The 17312-nt window shown below is 44.9% G+C and carries 14 protein-coding genes; 8 read left to right on the top strand and 6 right to left on the bottom strand.

The annotated features are described in order from the left end of the window. The first annotated feature begins 3 nt into the window (after nt 1-3). A complete protein-coding gene (locus ONT18_RS14880; protein WP_006848784.1) occupies nt 4-204 on the top strand; it encodes a hypothetical protein in 201 nt (66 codons plus the stop codon). Between the two features lie 294 nt (nt 205-498). Here the strand turns inward: ONT18_RS14880 and ONT18_RS14875 are convergent, their stop codons facing one another. From ONT18_RS14875 to hpt, 5 genes are all read right to left on the bottom strand, one after another. Continuing rightward, the gene (locus ONT18_RS14875; RefSeq protein ID WP_264906423.1) at nt 499-1692 is read right to left on the bottom strand and encodes a M23 family metallopeptidase; all 1194 of its coding nucleotides are present in this window, start codon (nt 1690-1692) and stop codon (nt 499-501) included. A gap of 158 nt (nt 1693-1850) precedes the next feature. Then, complete coding sequence (gene pgeF, locus ONT18_RS14870) at nt 1851-2690, bottom strand: peptidoglycan editing factor PgeF (RefSeq protein ID WP_264906421.1); 840 nt, start codon at nt 2688-2690, stop codon at nt 1851-1853. Between the two features lie 5 nt (nt 2691-2695). Further along, on the bottom strand, nt 2696-3856 hold the full coding sequence (gene obgE, locus ONT18_RS14865; RefSeq protein WP_006848787.1) for a GTPase ObgE: 1161 nt from the start codon (nt 3854-3856) through the stop codon (nt 2696-2698). Between the two features lie 67 nt (nt 3857-3923). After that, nucleotides 3924-4496: an adenylate kinase gene (locus ONT18_RS14860; protein ID WP_022122168.1), complete on the bottom strand. Its 573-nt coding sequence runs from the start codon at nt 4494-4496 to the stop codon at nt 3924-3926. Nucleotides 4497-4716: 220 nt separating this feature from the next. Continuing rightward, on the bottom strand, nt 4717-5256 hold the full coding sequence (gene hpt, locus ONT18_RS14855) for a hypoxanthine phosphoribosyltransferase (protein WP_117727201.1): 540 nt from the start codon (nt 5254-5256) through the stop codon (nt 4717-4719). A 166-nt stretch (nt 5257-5422) separates the two neighbouring features. On the opposite strand from hpt, the gene ONT18_RS14850 reads away from it, so the two are divergent. Beyond that, the gene (locus ONT18_RS14850; RefSeq protein WP_203068548.1) at nt 5423-6937 is read left to right on the top strand and encodes an NAD(P)H-hydrate dehydratase; all 1515 of its coding nucleotides are present in this window, start codon (nt 5423-5425) and stop codon (nt 6935-6937) included. Nucleotides 6938-6966: 29 nt separating this feature from the next. Here ONT18_RS14850 and ONT18_RS14845 read toward each other — a convergent pair whose 3' ends face one another. Beyond that, nucleotides 6967-7974 (bottom strand): transcriptional regulator, encoded by a 1008-nt coding sequence (locus ONT18_RS14845; RefSeq protein WP_264906417.1) that lies wholly within the window; start codon nt 7972-7974, stop codon nt 6967-6969. A gap of 485 nt (nt 7975-8459) precedes the next feature. Here ONT18_RS14845 and ONT18_RS14840 point away from each other — a divergent pair, with 485 nt between their 5' ends. The 6 genes from ONT18_RS14840 to ONT18_RS14815 all read left to right on the top strand — a co-directional run bounded on the left by ONT18_RS14840 (nt 8460) and on the right by ONT18_RS14815 (nt 17303). Further along, nucleotides 8460-9044 carry a DUF3575 domain-containing protein gene (locus tag ONT18_RS14840; protein ID WP_119228762.1) on the top strand — a complete coding sequence of 195 codons (585 nt, stop codon included), beginning with the start codon at nt 8460-8462 and terminating at the stop codon, nt 9042-9044. A 12-nt stretch (nt 9045-9056) separates the two neighbouring features. Further along, on the top strand, nt 9057-10484 hold the full coding sequence (locus ONT18_RS14835; protein ID WP_264906415.1) for a DUF3868 domain-containing protein: 1428 nt from the start codon (nt 9057-9059) through the stop codon (nt 10482-10484). Between the two features lie 160 nt (nt 10485-10644). Then, entirely contained in the window at nt 10645-12144 is a 1500-nt protein-coding gene (locus tag ONT18_RS14830) for an Mfa1 family fimbria major subunit (RefSeq protein WP_264906413.1), read from the top strand. A gap of 334 nt (nt 12145-12478) precedes the next feature. After that, nucleotides 12479-13594 carry a FimB/Mfa2 family fimbrial subunit gene (locus tag ONT18_RS14825; RefSeq protein ID WP_264906411.1) on the top strand — a complete coding sequence of 372 codons (1116 nt, stop codon included), beginning with the start codon at nt 12479-12481 and terminating at the stop codon, nt 13592-13594. Between the two features lie 34 nt (nt 13595-13628). Further along, nucleotides 13629-15377, top strand: a complete 1749-nt coding sequence (locus ONT18_RS14820; protein ID WP_264906409.1) for a hypothetical protein — start codon at nt 13629-13631, stop codon at nt 15375-15377. Nucleotides 15378-15401: 24 nt separating this feature from the next. Next, entirely contained in the window at nt 15402-17303 is a 1902-nt protein-coding gene (locus ONT18_RS14815) for a hypothetical protein (protein WP_264906407.1), read from the top strand. Nucleotides 17304-17312: the final 9 nt, after the last annotated feature.

Below are 17312 nucleotides of genomic sequence, written 5' to 3'. Positions count from 1 at the left end.
TATATGAGTGACATTGACGATATTATCATGGGCGGTATGGTCTTCAAAGGCGGCGGTGGTCCTAAGAAGGATGACGACGACAAGGTGAAGACCAAAGCCAAGAAGAAAAAGTACATAACGGGTGCTCACGGTAGTGGCTCTGCCCGTCAGAAGGCAAAGTATCGCCAGCAGAGAGCCAATCGTAAATCCCAGAAGAAGAAATAATACTTCTCTATCATAAATACATGTTTCGCCCGTGTGCTGTATGCTAACAGCGCACGGGCGAACTGTTTTCTGATAGCGGGAGCCATGAATAGAGTACTGGCAAGCGAAAGACAGCATACTGGTATAAGTAAGACAGCCCACTAGCTACATAGACGCCAGTGGGCTGTTCTTCTTAAACAGTCATCAAATTCCAGGTGAAGAGTAGTGAAGAGTGCCCAAACACTCTTCACCCCTCGAAATGCCGATAAACACAGGGGTTTCCGGCCGAAAGGTGAAGAGTGAAGAGTAAAACGGCTATCGGTTCTTTACACTCTTTACGCCCCTGCCCTTCGTTAGATGAAGGGTTACAGGCTTCAATTGATGCTTGCCGTGGTCATAAATGATGGCTGGGTCCAGTCGTCTACCATCAAAGCTAACCTCGAAATGGAGGTGCTCTGTGGTAGCCCTACCGGTGCGGCCCGTCAAACCGATTACCTGACCAGCCTTTACCTTATCGCCCTTCTTCACCTTGTTCCTACTCTGATGACTGTAGAGCGTCTCGAAACCATAAGCATGCCTGATACGGATGCAGTTGCCGTAACCATAGAAGGGTCCTGATGCAACAACCGTACCGTCAAATGCAGCCACAATCTCATCATTCGGGCACGTCTTGAGATCCACACCCGAATGGCGGCGCTTGCCACCATAAGGACTGATTACCTTGGCACCCGGCAAAGGATAAGCCCAGGCTGTCTTTTCTATCTTCTCCAAATCAAGCTCGAAAGTATTGGTAATGGTAAACGGATCATGAACCTCATCAGGATCGAGCGTCATTCCATCTCCTATTCTACCCTTTTTCTTGCCAGATGCCTCCTTGTCAGCCTCAGCATTTCTTCCTACAGAAGAATCCTTGCCACCGATAACCGAAGCGATGACACGAGCACCCTGCTTGCGGAACTGCACCGTCTGGCGGCGCAACTTATGCGATTTCAACTCTATGAAAGTTTCCGGATTCAACCTACCGCCATTCACCATGATAGAGAAATCGCAATAAGTTTCACCCTCCTTAGAGCCTACAATGGCAATCGTCTGTCCGGCATCCACATGCTGTCCTACCTTAACCAGGTTCTCGGCATTGTTGGCATAAACGGTTTCCAGACCGCAATCGTGGCGCACCACGATGACATTACCCATTGATTCCGACTTTCTGGAAAGTCGCACATAACCTTCGAGCATCGCCTTGACAGCATCGCCTTTAGAGGTAGAGATACGCAACACATGATTGTTCAGAAGGGTTGCTTTGCCCACAGGAAGCGGGAAGGAATATTCCTTTGCACGGAATATCTCAAAGTCTACATTAAATGCCTGACTCTGGGCAAAGAGACCGGGTGTTGCAATACTCACCTGCTGCTGTTCGGCTGCCGTGAATACATTTTTAGCGGGCATAAAGCTGCTCAGCGAGAACACCATGAGTCCTGCCACAGCCAATAGCCGCAATCCTTTTTTCATTCTTTTCATTATTTACTTTTTCTTTCTGATTTTCAAAATATTCTATAAACTATAAACCATTAACTGAAAAACATCCATTTCTCCCTCTCCGTTCTTACAGAAAAGGAAAAATGGATGTTATCTTGAAAACTATCTGATACTTACCTGCTACCAGGCTTTTACTTCAACAAGATGCCTGTATAGATTCTGCCACTCTCGATACCCAGCTTTCTGGCAGAGAAGTACTCATCGCTATGGGCAAAGGTACAGATGCCACAATCCTGGATATTCTCTTCGGCCACTCCACAATGCAGAAGAATCTGTCTGTTGCAGAGCGGAAGATTGAGATGCCATTTCAGCGGCTGCACGATATTACCCTCAGCAGCCAGGCGCTCACGCTCAGCAGGATCAACCGAGAACGCGGCATTAGGACGCTGTTCGGCAATCTCTTCCATAGGGAAAGCTGCCTGCTCGAACGCCTCGTAAACCTCATCGCCCACCTCGAAATGGTCGAGCGAAATGCCCGGACCTATCACTGCCTTCAACTTCTTCGGGTCGGTATGATAGGTAAACGCCATCTCCTGAATGGTTTTATGCACGATGCGAGCCAGCGTACCACGCCAGCCGGCATGGATGGCAGCCACAGCCTGATGCTCCTCATCATAAAGAAGCACAGGGATGCAATCGGCAGTAGAAACACCGATACATACACCTTTCTGGTCAGTCATCACGGCATCTACACCTTCGAGCACCATCTTGCGGATATTCTCAGGCATGGTGAGAAACTCACCGGCAATATTGCGCACCTCTACTCCATGTACCTGATGGGGCATGATGATATGGGCTGTATCAATACCCAACTCTGTGGCAAGACGCTTGCGGTTCTCTGCAACATGCTCGGCAAAATCACCGCAAAACTCATTGATATTAAATTCGCCATAGTTGCCCTGGCTCACTCCACCCTTGCGGGTTGTAGAGAAAGCCATGACACCAGAAGCTACCTGATATTCTTTGATCATAACATTTATTCGTATTCGAAATCATCGAGGTCGTCAACATCCTCGATTTCATCCTCATCAATATATTCTACTACATCCTCGCCCTCTGCAGCCAGTTCCTGCTGGAAGCGAGACATATCCTTGTCACGGTGAACAAGCGTATCTTCGGCAGTAATCTCCTGAAGCTTGTTGCTCTCAGAATTGAGTTCCTTCCAGAGCACGTCCTTCAGTTCCTGGATACCCTGTCCGGTAACAGACGAGATGAAGACCACCGGAAGATCGGTAGGCAAAGTTTCCTTGAGCATTTCAATCAGTTCTTCGTCGAGCAGATCGCACTTGGTGATAGCCAGCACGCGATGCTTGTCGAGCATCTCTGGATTGAAGTTCTTCAGTTCGCCCAGCAATACTTCATATTCTTTCTTGATGTCGTCAGTATCGCCCGGAACCATGAAGAGCAGCAGAGAGTTGCGCTCAATATGACGGAGGAATCGCAAGCCCAAACCTTTTCCTTCGCTCGCGCCCTCGATGATGCCAGGAATATCAGCCATGACAAAACTCTGGTGATCGCGATAATCTACGATACCCAGCGATGGTTCGAGCGTAGTAAACGGATAGTTTGCAATCTTAGGACGGGCACTTGATACGGCACTCAGCAAAGTTGACTTACCGGCATTAGGGAAACCTACCAGACCTACATCGGCAAGGAGCTTAAGCTCCATGATGATGGTCATCTCCTGCATAGGTTCACCCGGCTGTGCATAGCGAGGAGCCTGGTTGGTAGAGGTACGGAACTGGAAGTTGCCCAATCCACCACGACCGCCCTTGAGGAGCAGAACTTCCTGCCCGTCATAAGCCACATCGCATACAAACTTGCCTGTTTCGGCATTATATACCACGGTACCGCAAGGCACATCGATATAAATATCCTTGCCATCGGTTCCATGACACTTATCACGGCCACCATTTCCACCATGCTCGGCGAAGAAGTGGCGCTGATACTTGAGGTGCAGCAACGTCCAGTAGTTATGGTTGCCGCGGAGATAGATGCTTCCTCCACGTCCGCCGTCGCCACCGTCAGGACCGCCGTTAGGCTGGTACTTTACGTGGCGCAGGTGCATGGAGCCCTTGCCACCCTTACCAGAGCGGCATTGTATCTTTACGTAGTCTACGAAATTGGATTCAGCCATTTATTCTTTTCTTTTTATTTAATGAATAAATCTTCCCCACCATAGCGGGGAAGATTCTTTATCTTGATTACAAGTTGTCGATTACATTGCAAACACGAGCGAAGATCTCATCTACAGTACCGAGACCCTCGATGTGGTGATGAATGCCTTCCTTCTCATACCAGTCGATGAGCGGAGCAGTCTGTGTATGATAAACATTGAGACGCTTCTTGATAGTCTCCTCGTTATCATCAGAACGGCCGCTTTCCTTACCGCGGTTAATCAGGCGAGCCATCAGCTCATCCTCAGGAACAGCCAACTCAATCATCGCAGCAATCTTATGACCACGCTCAGAAAGCATCTTCTTCAGAGCCTCAGCCTGTGGAGTGGTACGTGGGAAACCGTCGAAGATTACACCAGCGTGATCCTTACCGAAGCTATCGTATACACTTGCGAGGATGTCAATCATCAACTCGTCTGGAATCAACTGACCATTGTCGATATAACCCTTAGCTGTCTTACCAAGTTCTGTACCGTTCTTGATTTCGTTACGAAGTACATCACCTGTAGAAATGTGACCGAGACCATACTTCTCGATCATCTTGTCGCTCTGTGTGCCTTTACCTGCACCTGGAGCGCCGAAAATTACGATATTTTTCATTTTTACCTTAATATATATATAAAATATTTATGTTGTGTCAGTTATTATGGGCGCAAAGCTTTTGCCCTTACAGGGCGCCTTGTAGACTGCTTTTATCCCCAGGGCGATGCCCTGGGCTAGGAGCTTCTGCCCTTTCAGGGCGTGTGGCGCCTAGATGTTTTTGAACAATCAGTCCATTCTTGAACCTCTTGCGAAAATTTTCTCCCACATGCTTCACCCCCTATTCTTCTACAATGGTGTAGATGTCGCGGAGGTTTCTGCCTTCTTGGTCATAATCCAATCCATATCCCACGATGAAATCGTTAGGGATTTCCATAACAGCATAGTTGATATCAAGATCAACCTTCAAGTTGCCTGGTTTCACGAGGAGGGAACAAACCTCAACGCTAGCTGGGTTCAACTTCTTCAGGTCTTCAATCATGTGAGCCATGGTGAAACCGGAATCTACGATGTCCTCTACGATAACCACGTGGCGGCCTGCCAAATCCTGGTTCAAACCCATCAGGGTCTTCATGCTGCCCGTAGAGGAGGTACCCTCGTAAGAAGCATACTTCACGAATGAAATCTCGCTTGGCACGGTAATCATTCGCATCAAGTCGGCTGCAAAGATAAATGCGCCGTTCAATACTGCCAGGAAGACAGGTTTCTTGCCTGCATAATCCTTGTTCAGACGGTCTGCTACGACCTGTACTTTCTTCAGAATCTCAGCCTCAGGAATCGATGTCTTGAAGCTCTTATCCTTGATCTTTACTATGCTCATTGTCTGTTCTATAATAATATTTTCTGCAAAATTACGAAAAAAACATGAAACTTCGTGCTTTCATCAACTATTTTTTGTACTTTTGCATGAAAATAACCGTTTATCTGCATGAGTTGACAAATTATCATGACAGTTCGCGCAGATAATACTAAGATTATCAGATAATATGAAGATTTTCACAAGCGCTCAGATTCATGAGTTGGATAAATACACCATTGAGCACGAACCTATCAGTTCGCTCAACCTGATGGAACGTGCAGCCAAAGCGCTGACACGCGCCATAGAAGAGGAATGGTCTAACCGCACTCCAGTGGTCGTTTTCGCCGGTCCGGGTAATAACGGCGGCGATGCACTTGCTGTGGCGAGAATGCTCAGCGAGGATGGATATGATGTAAGTGTATACCTCTTTAATGTGCAGAATAAACTGTCGGCAGACTGTCTTGCCAACAAGAAGCGTCTGCTGGATGCAAAGAGAGTGAAATTTACTGAGATTACCACTAACCTGGACCCTCCCAAGCTGAATGCAGAAACACTGGTGGTGGACGGACTCTTTGGAAGCGGGCTCAACAAACCATTGGCTGGCGGATTCGCCGCGATGGTGAAATATATCAACCAGAGTCCTGCCAAGGTAGTAAGCATCGATATCCCTTCGGGACTGATGACCGAGGACAATTCCTATAATATCCATGCCAACATCATCCGTGCCACTCTGACCCTTACCCTGCAGCAGAAGAAACTGTCGATGCTGATGGCGGATAACCAGCAGTACCTGGGCAGACTGCGCGTTCTCGACATCCGACTTTCCCAGGAATTCATCCAGAATACGGAGTGCCGGTGCCGCATACTCGAAGAGAACGACATCCGTCCGCTCCTGAAATCGCGCAGCGACTTTGCCCATAAAGGCAGCATGGGTAATGCGCTGCTCATAGCGGGAAGTTACGGCATGAGCGGCGCTTCGGTATTAGCCACCAAGGCTTGTCTGAGAACCGGTGCGGGCAAGGTAACAGCCCATACCCCAAAACGGAATTATGAAATCATGCAGATTTCGGTACCTGAAGCGGTACTGCAGATGGATGCTGAAGAAACCATATTCAGCGAACCGGTAGATACAGAGATGTTCGATGCGCTGGGCGTAGGTCCCGGATTGGGACAGAACGAGACAACAGCCATCGCCCTCATCGCCCAACTACGCCGTGCTACCTGTCCGCTCGTCATTGATGCCGATGCGCTCAATATTCTTTCCAGCCACAGGGCGTGGATGCAGCAGTTGCCAAAGAATATCATCATGACACCTCATCCGAAGGAGTTCGACCGGCTTGCCGGAAATGCGAGCAGCAGCTGTACCGAAAGACTGATGAAGGCAAGCGAACTGGCAGAACGCCTCCAGGCATACATTATATTAAAGGGACATTATTCTGCACTCTGCCACCCTGACGGAAAGATTGATTTCTGCAGTACGGGCAACAGCGGTATGGCTACAGCAGGCAGCGGTGATGTACTGACAGGTATCATCACCGGTCTTCTGGCAAGAGGATACAAACAGGAAGATGCCTGTCGCCTGGGTATGCATCTTCATGGTCTGGCTGGCGATCTTGCTGCTAAAGATCTGGGCAAAGAGAGCCTCATCGCCAGCGACATTATCCAATATCTTCCGAAAGCATTTCTCAGATTGGAAGAATAATGATCAAGAAATAAGAATATCCATAAAAGTCAGGAGTTCTCGGCTTCTGACTTTTTTACTTGTTTCTGCGCATCATAGAACCTTACTTCCAAGGTTCTCCTTAAATCATCGCGACGGTCCATATTCAACTTTTTGCGGATATGGCAACGCTGGCTGGTGATATTTGATTCACTCTTATTGAGTTCTGCACAAATTTCCTTTAAAGTATGCCCCTGAAGAATCAGCTTGCATATTTCCTTTTCGCTGAACGTAAGCCCATCACAAACCAGATCCCATGCCACTCTATTCAATTCTTCATTATACAGATGTTCAGAAGCATGGGTAATAATCTTCTGCCGGACATCAGGAGTCAGACGCTTCATCAGGCTTTCTGCTGCTTCCGGTTGATTATCCTTCAAATCGGCAAGCATATTCAACGCCTTGTTTTCAACCCGAGCCATCCGTTTCGGCTGGCGCAACCCCTTGGTTACAATACTCATATTATATACTGCCACATAAACCAGCATCATGAAACCCAGGAAAACAGTCTTCAGACTGAACAGAGCTGGCATAAGCGGAGTGCTGAACAGGTATATCAGCAACATCGGTATCATACCTACCGTGATGATGGCGCAAGTCTTATACAAAGCTTGGCTCAACGCTGTAATAGCCAGGATAAAGATGACAAACAGGTTGCAGATAACGCTCAAATCATCATTAGCAAAACCGAAATTGATGCAAAATACGCTATCAAGAGCCAGTTTGGCGAACATTAGAAGATAAAGAGAAGAGATACCCTTCACGAAAGCTATCTTCCGTTTCCAAATCAGGAACTGCAGGATGCAGAACACGAATGTATGCAAGCCACAGAGGCTTAAACCATAAGGTTCTTTCACCAGCAAAAAGAGCATAATATGATAAGGTATGATAATCAGCTCGCTTATCGTCAGAAGTAGAAAGGCGATAATGCGTCGGCGGTCTACCACACCACAATATTGAGGGCATAAATGATGCTCAACCCTCACAATCAGGTTCACGATGTCATTCTTCAGTTTCATTTCGTATTGGTTATTTTCTGAAATCTTATTTATACTTTCGTAAGTCAAACGGCTCTTTTTCTTGGAAATTGCCATTTTTTAGGGAACTATTGATTCCGGCTGCAAAATTACAAATTATATCAGAAATCCTTGTTCAAATATCAGAAAATCGTGCAACTTTAACGATTTTAAGCATAAATCAGTGTACTATTTTGCTAAAAATGGCATTTTTCAGTATTTTTCAGTGCTTAAAAATTTGGTTGTATCCAATATTCGTTCTACTTTTGCACCCGAAAACCAACGATATGAGATACAGATGAACTAAAAAGTAAGTTGAAAGTAAACTGAAAGGAGAAAAAGAACAGTTGAAAGTAAACTTCAGGAAACTAGAGTTCTCAGTAGATTCAGGTATTGGTGATCATTATAAATATAAAAGAGTATACGAAAGTAAAAGGTGATTCAAAATCACTCAATGTATTTAAAAAAAAGAAAAGTTTAATTGAGGTATGAAGAAAAGGATTTTAATTGCGTTAGTAGCACTCGGCAGCCTGATCTGTCCTGCTCTAGCGCAGAACGCTGCGGTAAAGACCAACTTGCTGTATGATGCAACGACAACCATGAACTTGGGTGTTGAATTCGGTCTTTCTCCAAAATGGACACTTGACGTATCCGGAAACTACAATCCTTGGACGTTTTCAAAGAACAAGAAATGGAAACACTGGCTCGTTCAGCCAGAGGCCAGATACTGGTTCTGTAACAAAATGATGGGTTCATTCATCGGCTTCCATGCCTTGGGTGGATCTCACAACATCGGTGGCATGGATCTTGACTTCAAGTTCCTGGGCACTGATTTCTCTAAGCTGAAAGACTATCGGTATGAAGGATGGTTTATCGGTGCAGGTGTAGCTTACGGCTATGCTTGGGCTCTCTCGAAACATTGGAATCTGGAAGCTGAACTTGGCGTAGGCTATATCTACTCTAAGGCAGATAAGTTTAACTGTGCTCAATGCGGAGATAAACTTGAAGATGACAAGGCACACAACTATGTGGGCCCGACGAAAGCAGCCCTCAACTTAGTGTATGTTTTTTAAAAAGAATCAGAGATGAATACATATAATATAATAGGTAGTATGTTCGGAGCCTTGCTTATCGCTCTTCCTATATCAGCCGATAATACCCAGCAGGCTTACAAGAATCTGAAAATCCAGAATAAGGCAATCAGAAAGGTTGGCAACCAGGTGAAAGTGGCTATGGACTTGAACCTCGACCAAATTCAGCTTGCCAGCAACAAAGGTCTCATCTATACCCCAATGATCCTCAACGAAAAGGATACGCTCTTCATGCCGAGCGTTGAGGTGATGGGTAAAAAGAGATATATTTACTATCAGCGTAACCAGAAAACGGCTACGGCAGACCCACTTATCGTGGCACTCCGTAAGAACAAGACAGCACAGACACTTCATTATGAATATGCCGCTCCGTTCAGCGACTGGATGAAGAACTCAAACTTCGCCATCAGCAATGATGCCTGCGGTTGCAACCAGCAACTTCTCGACGAAGGTATTCTGAATGCGGAAGGACGTGCATTCTCTACTCCGAAGAATCTCTTCAACGCTTATGTACAGCCTAAGGCAGAAGCCGTAAAGGCAAGAAAGGAGAATGGTTCTGCCCGTTTGAACTTCAAGGTGAACAAGTGGGATATCCTGTACGATATGGGCAACAATGCCAACGAACTGGATAATATCCGCAAGACTCTCGACCTTGTGAAGAACGATTCGGATGTTACCATCACCAAGATAACCCTCCACGGCTATGCATCACCAGATGGCGGATATGCCAACAACAACAAGTTGTCTCATAACCGTACACAGGCGCTTTTGAAGCATATCCTGAAGACCTATCCTATTTCTTCAAAACTGTTTGCGGCCACAGCTACAGCAGAGGACTGGGCAGGAACCATCAAGTATGTAAATGAGAATGAGATTCCTCAGAAGGAAGCTGCACTTGAGATCATCAACAGCAACATGCAGCCAGATGCCAAAGAGAAAGCATTGCTCAAGAAGGCTCCTCAGGCTTATCGCTATCTCCTGCAGAATGTATGGCCATCACTTCGCCGTACCGACTATACGATAGAATATGATGTTCAGGCATTCAATGTAGAAAAGGCTAGAGAGGTTATCAAGACCCGTCCTCAGAAGCTCTCTCTCCAGGAGATGTATCTGGTAGCCCAGACTTATCCTAAGGGTAGCGCCGAATTCAACAATGTTTTCGACATAGCTGTAAGAATGTTCCCTGAAGATAAACTTGCCAATCTCAATGCAGCCTCAGCAGCCATCGAACGTGGCGACAAGGTGAGTGCAGAGAAATATCTCCTGAAAGCAGGCGACAGCGCCGAGGCAAACAATGCCCGCGGTTGTCTGGCTTCCATGAAGGAAGATTATCAGACTGCCAAGCAATACTTTGAGAAAGCTATTGCCGGTGGTTTGAAGGAGGCGCAGGAAAACCTGGATAAAGTAAACCAGGCACTTTAAAGTAACTATTTACTTTCTATTTATATAAGTATAAGATAAAAGATGATGTAAAATACGATCTGTTTTCAGCGGATTGTGCCAATATGTGCGAAACTTAATTTTGAGAATAATAATTAATTAAATATATTGTATAACTTTTTTTGTATTAAGTAAAAAGATTATGAAAAAAATGAATTTGCTCGTAATGAGCTTGGTTTCAGCCGCAGCTTTGTCTTTCACTAGCTGCAGCGACAGTGAGGATTTGGCTAATGACAAAGCAGGTCAGGAGAAGGTAGATGGTTACTACATGACTTTGACCGTACAGTCTCCAAATGCTAGCGGCACTAGAACTTCAGTTGTTGATCCTACTGAGAATGCTACAGCAGGTGAAGCAGCTATCACAAATGGTACTTTGTATTTGGTAGATGACCAAAACAACATTGCTTTCCATGAATACTTATCTGGGTTGGATTGGTCTGGAGATGTTAAAGATGATGCTTCTAAAAAGAAGGACGGTACCAAGACTTTCGAAATCAAGGTTCCTCAAGTTGAAGCAGGTCAGAGATACCGTGTATATTTCCTGGCTGGTAGCCACAAGCCTGCAGGTGGTATGGACTTCGCTGCTACTAGCAACAACTTCTTCACTGCTGCTACAAATAGCTTTGCATCTCCATTTGCAAACGCCAACGACTTTGCTATGTTCAACCAGAACGATGCACAGGTGAATGGAAATGGTTATTCTGTAACCTTCATCAAGGCTAACAACAACAAGCAGAACCCAGCAAAGGTAACTTATACATCAGCTGATGGAAATAATACACAAAAAGATGCAGCCATCAAGGTTGAGCGTGTAGTAGCTCGTATCGATGCTCCTGTAAATAAATCAACAAAAGTCCTTGCATCTTACCCAGAAAATGCTTCAGAAGCATTGAAGGTGGCAATAGATGATGCAAAAGATAAGGTTGCAAAAATTGAACTGGTAGACTATGCTGTAGCTAACTTGGCAAATCAGTCTTACGTGATGCAGACATGGAGTGAAAACCAGCTTAGTCTTCCAGCTAACACCGAGTATACACAGAAGGCTGATGATTTCGGTACCAAGTATCTTTACGAGGATAAGAAATTCTTCAACAACAATACAGTAAACTACGTATTCGAGAACAATTCATCAAAAAATCCTACAACCATGTATTTCGAGTACAAGGTTACTCTTAAGGATAAGGAGATGACTAATGCTGATTTCAATGCTGAGGACGCTAATAAAGGTACATTCTATCGTTACAACAACGTTATCTACACCTCTTTCGCTCAGATCTTCGAAGATTACAAGGATGTAACAAACCTCTTCGGCGAAGGCAAGACCGCAGCTACAATGAAGGAAGAATTGAGTAATGCCATCAATGACGAAGCAAAATTGGCTAAGTTCCGTGAGGATTACAAGATTGAAGTATTCAAGGGAGGTAAGACATACTACAAGCAGGTTATCAAGGATAATCACATCGGTTATGCTAACGCTATTCAGCGTAACAGCATCTATCGTCTCACTGTTAACAACATCTTCAACGTAGGTGCTCAGGTTCCTAATGGTGAGCCAACAGAGGAGAATAAATTCTACTATATCAATGTTACTGTTACTGTTAACCCTTGGGTTCTCAACAACCAGGACGTTGACTTGCAGTAATATTCCGTCAAACCAGACAGATAAAATATAAATACTTATATATATACCAATACTCTCGGGGGAGCAATCCTCCTCCGAGAGTTTATCAACCAAACGTTCGTTCTGAAAAGAACGAAAACATTCTTAAAAGATAACTAACATTGCCGCCCATGTATAAAAGGCGGGAGATACAAAGACGTGCCGTCATACCCCCAACCCGAAAGACTGGCACTTTTCATCCTTAGATAATAACGATGCCGAAGGCAACGAAACAGAGAACTGATAAAGCAAAGATATTCGCTACCTACGGCACTCTCTATATAAAAAAAGTAAAAGATTATAAAAGATAAAGAATATGGCACATTTCCTCAACAACAAATGTTGCAAGCTGGTTTGCATCTCAGCCATCGCACTCACTTCTCTTTCATCATGCATGAAAGACGAAATCACGAGCTGCCCTACAGCTAAGTTGTCGCTCAAATTCGACTATACTTATAATGTGAAAGAGGCTGATGCTTTCTCTGCTGAGGTGAAGAACCTCAACGTTTATGTATTCGACAAGAACGGTAAGTTCGTTGATAACTATACCGAGTCGGCTGACAAGTTTGAAACAGGTCATAAGATGGAAATCACAGACCTGCAAGCAGGCAAGTATACCTTCGTCTGCCTGGCTCGTGACAAGCAGCCTGCAGCAATGGGAACAAGAGCCGAAGGTGATGATGAGACCGAGTTTAGCTTTACTAAACTTACCCCAGGTATCTCTACCATCAACGACCTGCAAGAGGAAATGGGCAAAAAAAACGCAGAAGAATCAGTAAACGACAAGCACTTCACCGCACTCTATACCGCACAGGACTCCCTCAACTTTGATGGAGAAAACGATGCGCAGGGAAAATTGAGTCTGATGAAGTGTACCAAGACATACCGCGTGGTGATGCTTCCATTCGAACCCGACCAGGAAGGATTCACAGCCGAAAACTTCGATGTAGAAATCAAAGGTTCCGCTGCCCTACTCGACTATAAGGGCGACAAGGTAAAGCCAAAGGCAATCACCTATCTTCCTTATGAGAAGAAACTGGTAGAAAACCACAGCGGCAAGACTGAGGTAGAAGGCGAAGACGTAGAAAAGGCGCTGGTTTACGACCTGTCATCATCACGTATGTTCGAAACCAAAGATGACAACAAGAGTCGCGCTGCCGACGGATCCAGCCAATATGATGACAAGCGCATCGTCATCACCGACAAGCGCATCAACAAAGTCATCTTCAACCACTCCCTGCCTTGGTTCCTCTCACTCTGTGCCAGCGACCGCTACGGCAAAGACTGGAGCGACCAGCAGTATCTGGACCGTCAGGACCATTACACTCTGGTATTCTACGTGCCAGCTCCAAGTTCTACCTACAGCATGGATGCAAGAATCAAGGTAAACAACTGGGTTCTGAATCTTCAGAATGCCGACCTGGGAAAATAAGAAAAAAAAGAAGTATAAGTAAAAGAAAGAAAACATGAAACGCTATCAATCTACTCTGACCAAGATGACACGCCCAGTGTGTATGGCACTCGCTGCTTTGCTCATGGTAGGCGCAATGGCATCCTGTTCAGAGAACGAAAATACAGAAACAGCTCAAAGCGACAATGCCTATCTGAGCCTCAGTTTCTCTACCGGCACCGGAAACAGTACCAGAGCCGGAGAAACTAGCGGAAAGGCTCTTGCCGACAATGAGACTGATGCGAATCCTACTCAGGAGAGCGACATCCATAATATCAAGGTGTGGGTGTTCAAATCAAATACCGGCGATGAAGCCACTCCTATCTCTTATAAAGCAGAGACGCTGAGCGAAGTGAAGAACGGTAACTATACCCTGAACCTCCGATTCCTGAGAAAGATTGGCGGCGAAGAAGTAAAGAACATCGACCTTTACATCCTGGCAAACTCTGAGAGCATCAACATGCCGGACAAGATAAAAGGCAAAGACCTCAGTTCTGTTACCCGCAAAGATCTGAAAGAAGTCAGCTTTACCTCACCTTTCGGTATCAATGGCGATGGTACTGCAGAAACAAAAGAAGTGCCAGCCGGAAAGGGACTCCCTATCTCCCGTGCCATCACTCAAATCTCTGTAGATAATCATGTGGCTGATACAGAAGAAGGAGCCAAAGACAAAGGCATCAAAATTCCTCTGGTTCGCGCCGTTTCGAAACTCCATTTTTACTTTGCCCGCAAATCGGGTTCTGATGCCAATACCAGTCAGGTAAAGGTAAAAAGAATTGAAGTAGAAGGCTACACCATTCCTACTGCCAGCTATGTTTTTCCCGACGAAGCGACATATAACGAGAATGGTTACAACCAGAACGTAACCAGCCAGAAATACGACAACGCAGGTACAGCTTACGTACCAACCACTCTGAAACTGGCTGGTGTAGAGAACAAGGATATCAAGGAAGTGGAGGATCCTAAGAGTTTCATCAAAAAGAGTGATCAGTCTGCCCAGGAATATTTAGATGCTTTTAATAAGGAAGAAATCAAATCTCATGATCTCTGTTATCTCCGTGAGACCAACAAAGCCATCAAAGGCACCATCTACTATTCATTAGATGGTGGAGTAACCGAGAATCACGTGACCTTCAATATTCCTTCTGAAGGAAATGCTATCAGAAACAGAGAACTGGTAGTTTATGGTTATTTCCTCAACGGACAGATGGGCATGCTCACCGTTACTCCTACCATTCAGGAATGGAAGGATGGAGGAACATTCGATTTCATCGATGCCTCTACGAATGTTGAAATCCCTGACAGCGGAAAGACAGACTGGGGCTACAAGGTATATTACGGTTTCCCTAAACGCGGACCGATGATTACGCTCGAGGATATCGATACCAAAGGTAAGCCTTGGATTCTCCAGACAGACAACCCGATGTTCGGATTCGTAGAATGCGATAAGGATGGCAATTATGAGGAAAAAGAACCGGTTTACGATACAAACATTTCAGACCAAAACGATGGAGACAAAATAATTGGATATACTTATCATATAGATGATTTCATCATCAATAAAAGTGGTGAGAAGAAGACGCTCTACTTCTATGTGGTTCCGAAAAACAGACTGGATCTGGCAAAGCCACACAATGTAAAGGCGCAGGTTTTCCTGACCAAATATCCAAACGATAAGTTTGTCCTGAATCCAGGTTTCAAATATAATGGATGCAAGAAGGGCAAATTCGCCGGTAAGGATATTCACTTTGAACAAGTATTATAAAGACAACAGAAAATAACATTCATCATGAAGAAGTTATATATAGACATAAGATTCGCAAAATGCATCTTGGCTCTTACGGCAGGATGGCTCATGGCAGGATGCTCAGCTGAAGACGAACTGGGAAACGGTTCGGCTGCACAACAGCTGAGCATGACTCCCATGGTCAACGACCTGCAGACCACAAGAGTGAAGGAAGAAGAGAATCTTCATGAAAAAACTCTGTCTTCTCTTGACTTTAAGATGTTCGAACCAACATCCAGCAAACGCAGAATAGACAGTCTGTTCGACGCCCCTGCAGAGAACAAAGCAGAGGAACTGGGTTCGGGCAACTGGAAGGAGAGCCTGAACCTCCAATCAGGTCAAAGTTATGCATTCTATGCAGCAGCCAACGCCAGTCAGAGCCTGCAAGGCAAAAGCCTGGATGAACTTCAGAAAGCTACCCAGAAGGATGATGATATCTGGATGCCTTACTCTACAGACAACAGCAAGAAGCTGTTTCTGATGAGCAGTCATGGTTCATACAAGATTACAGAAAAGGCAGAACAGGATATCCAGGTAGAACTGATAAGAGCTGCTGCCAAAATCAAGCTGAACATCTCTTCTACGGTGAAGGATTACCATATTTCTGACGTTCAGTGGAAACTCATCAATTACAATACCAATACTACCATCTTTGCTGGTGCTGATCAAACCGCAACTCCATCTATCATATCAGACAACAATACCTGGAGCCCGGCAGCATTTGCAAAAGATGAGAAGGGAAATAAGGTCTTCACGGTAACCACCTACAGTTATTCCACCCAATGGGAAACTCAGGAAACAATGCCACAGATTGTAGCAAAGGTCAACTTTAAATATAAGGACGATTCTAAAAAGGATACCCTGAAGGTATTGAATATACCGGTTCGTGACCCTCAGGGTGACAAGAAGTTAGACCGCAACTATATCTATACCGTCAATGCAGTCATCAAGTATCTGGATACCAAGACAGATATTGATTACGATGACGACCTTGGTTATCTCAAGTGGCAAATTACGAAATGGACGCAAGGAGAAGAAACTAAGGTAAAAGGCGACAAGGCTGACTATCTGATAGTTTATCCTACCACAATCAGTATGAAAGGAATGGACGGCAACAAGACAGATGAAAGTATAAGATGGATGGCATCAGCAGAATGTAATATACAAGAATACGTATACTATTCGTTCGACTCAAACGGAACAATACACAAAAATGAGAACAATATCAACCAACCAGGAGGTGCAGAATCACAACGAAACACTACGACTGGTGACGGATATTGCGGCTACATAAAAATCAGCGATGGGTATCCAGCGCACAACACCGTTGTATACTGCACTTTCAATCTCTGTGTAAACGGATCAAACAAGAAACAAAAAATCATTGTAAAAAAATACCCTAGTATCTACTCACTCAATGTAGAAAGTACGGGTACTTTGAATCCATGCCAAAATAAACACCTATACACGATTCAACACTCAGTGACAAAGAGTAGTAACACCTATAGCGTGGCAAAGCCATCAGATAAAAATGACAATACGGTATCACCTGCTTTCATCATTGCCTCAACCATCAATAGTAGGTTGCAATCAATAGGCAGCAACGACGAAGCCAAGAAATACTGTAAACAGTACAAAGAAAAGGCTAAGACAAAGAAAGGCGAGGACCTTGATCTAAGCGGTTGGCGTTTGCCTACAAAAGAAGAGGTTAAAAAAATTATTAGTTTACAATCAGGCAATAACGCTATTCCTAATGATCTGTTACAAGGTGAATCCTACTGGACATTCGATGGCGATAAGTCTGAAGAACAAAGTAACGCTAATTACAAGGGAGCCTATGTTCGTTGCGTACATGACTTGACACCAGATGAAATCGAGAAAATAGAAGATCAAGGTATAGAATAAAGAAGGTTA

Origin of the sequence: Segatella copri (genome assembly GCF_026015295.1) — a bacterium.
Lineage (GTDB): Bacteria > Bacteroidota > Bacteroidia > Bacteroidales > Bacteroidaceae > Prevotella > Prevotella copri_C.
Note: the sequence above shows the minus strand (reverse complement) of the source record. Positions and strands in the feature narration are given on the sequence as shown.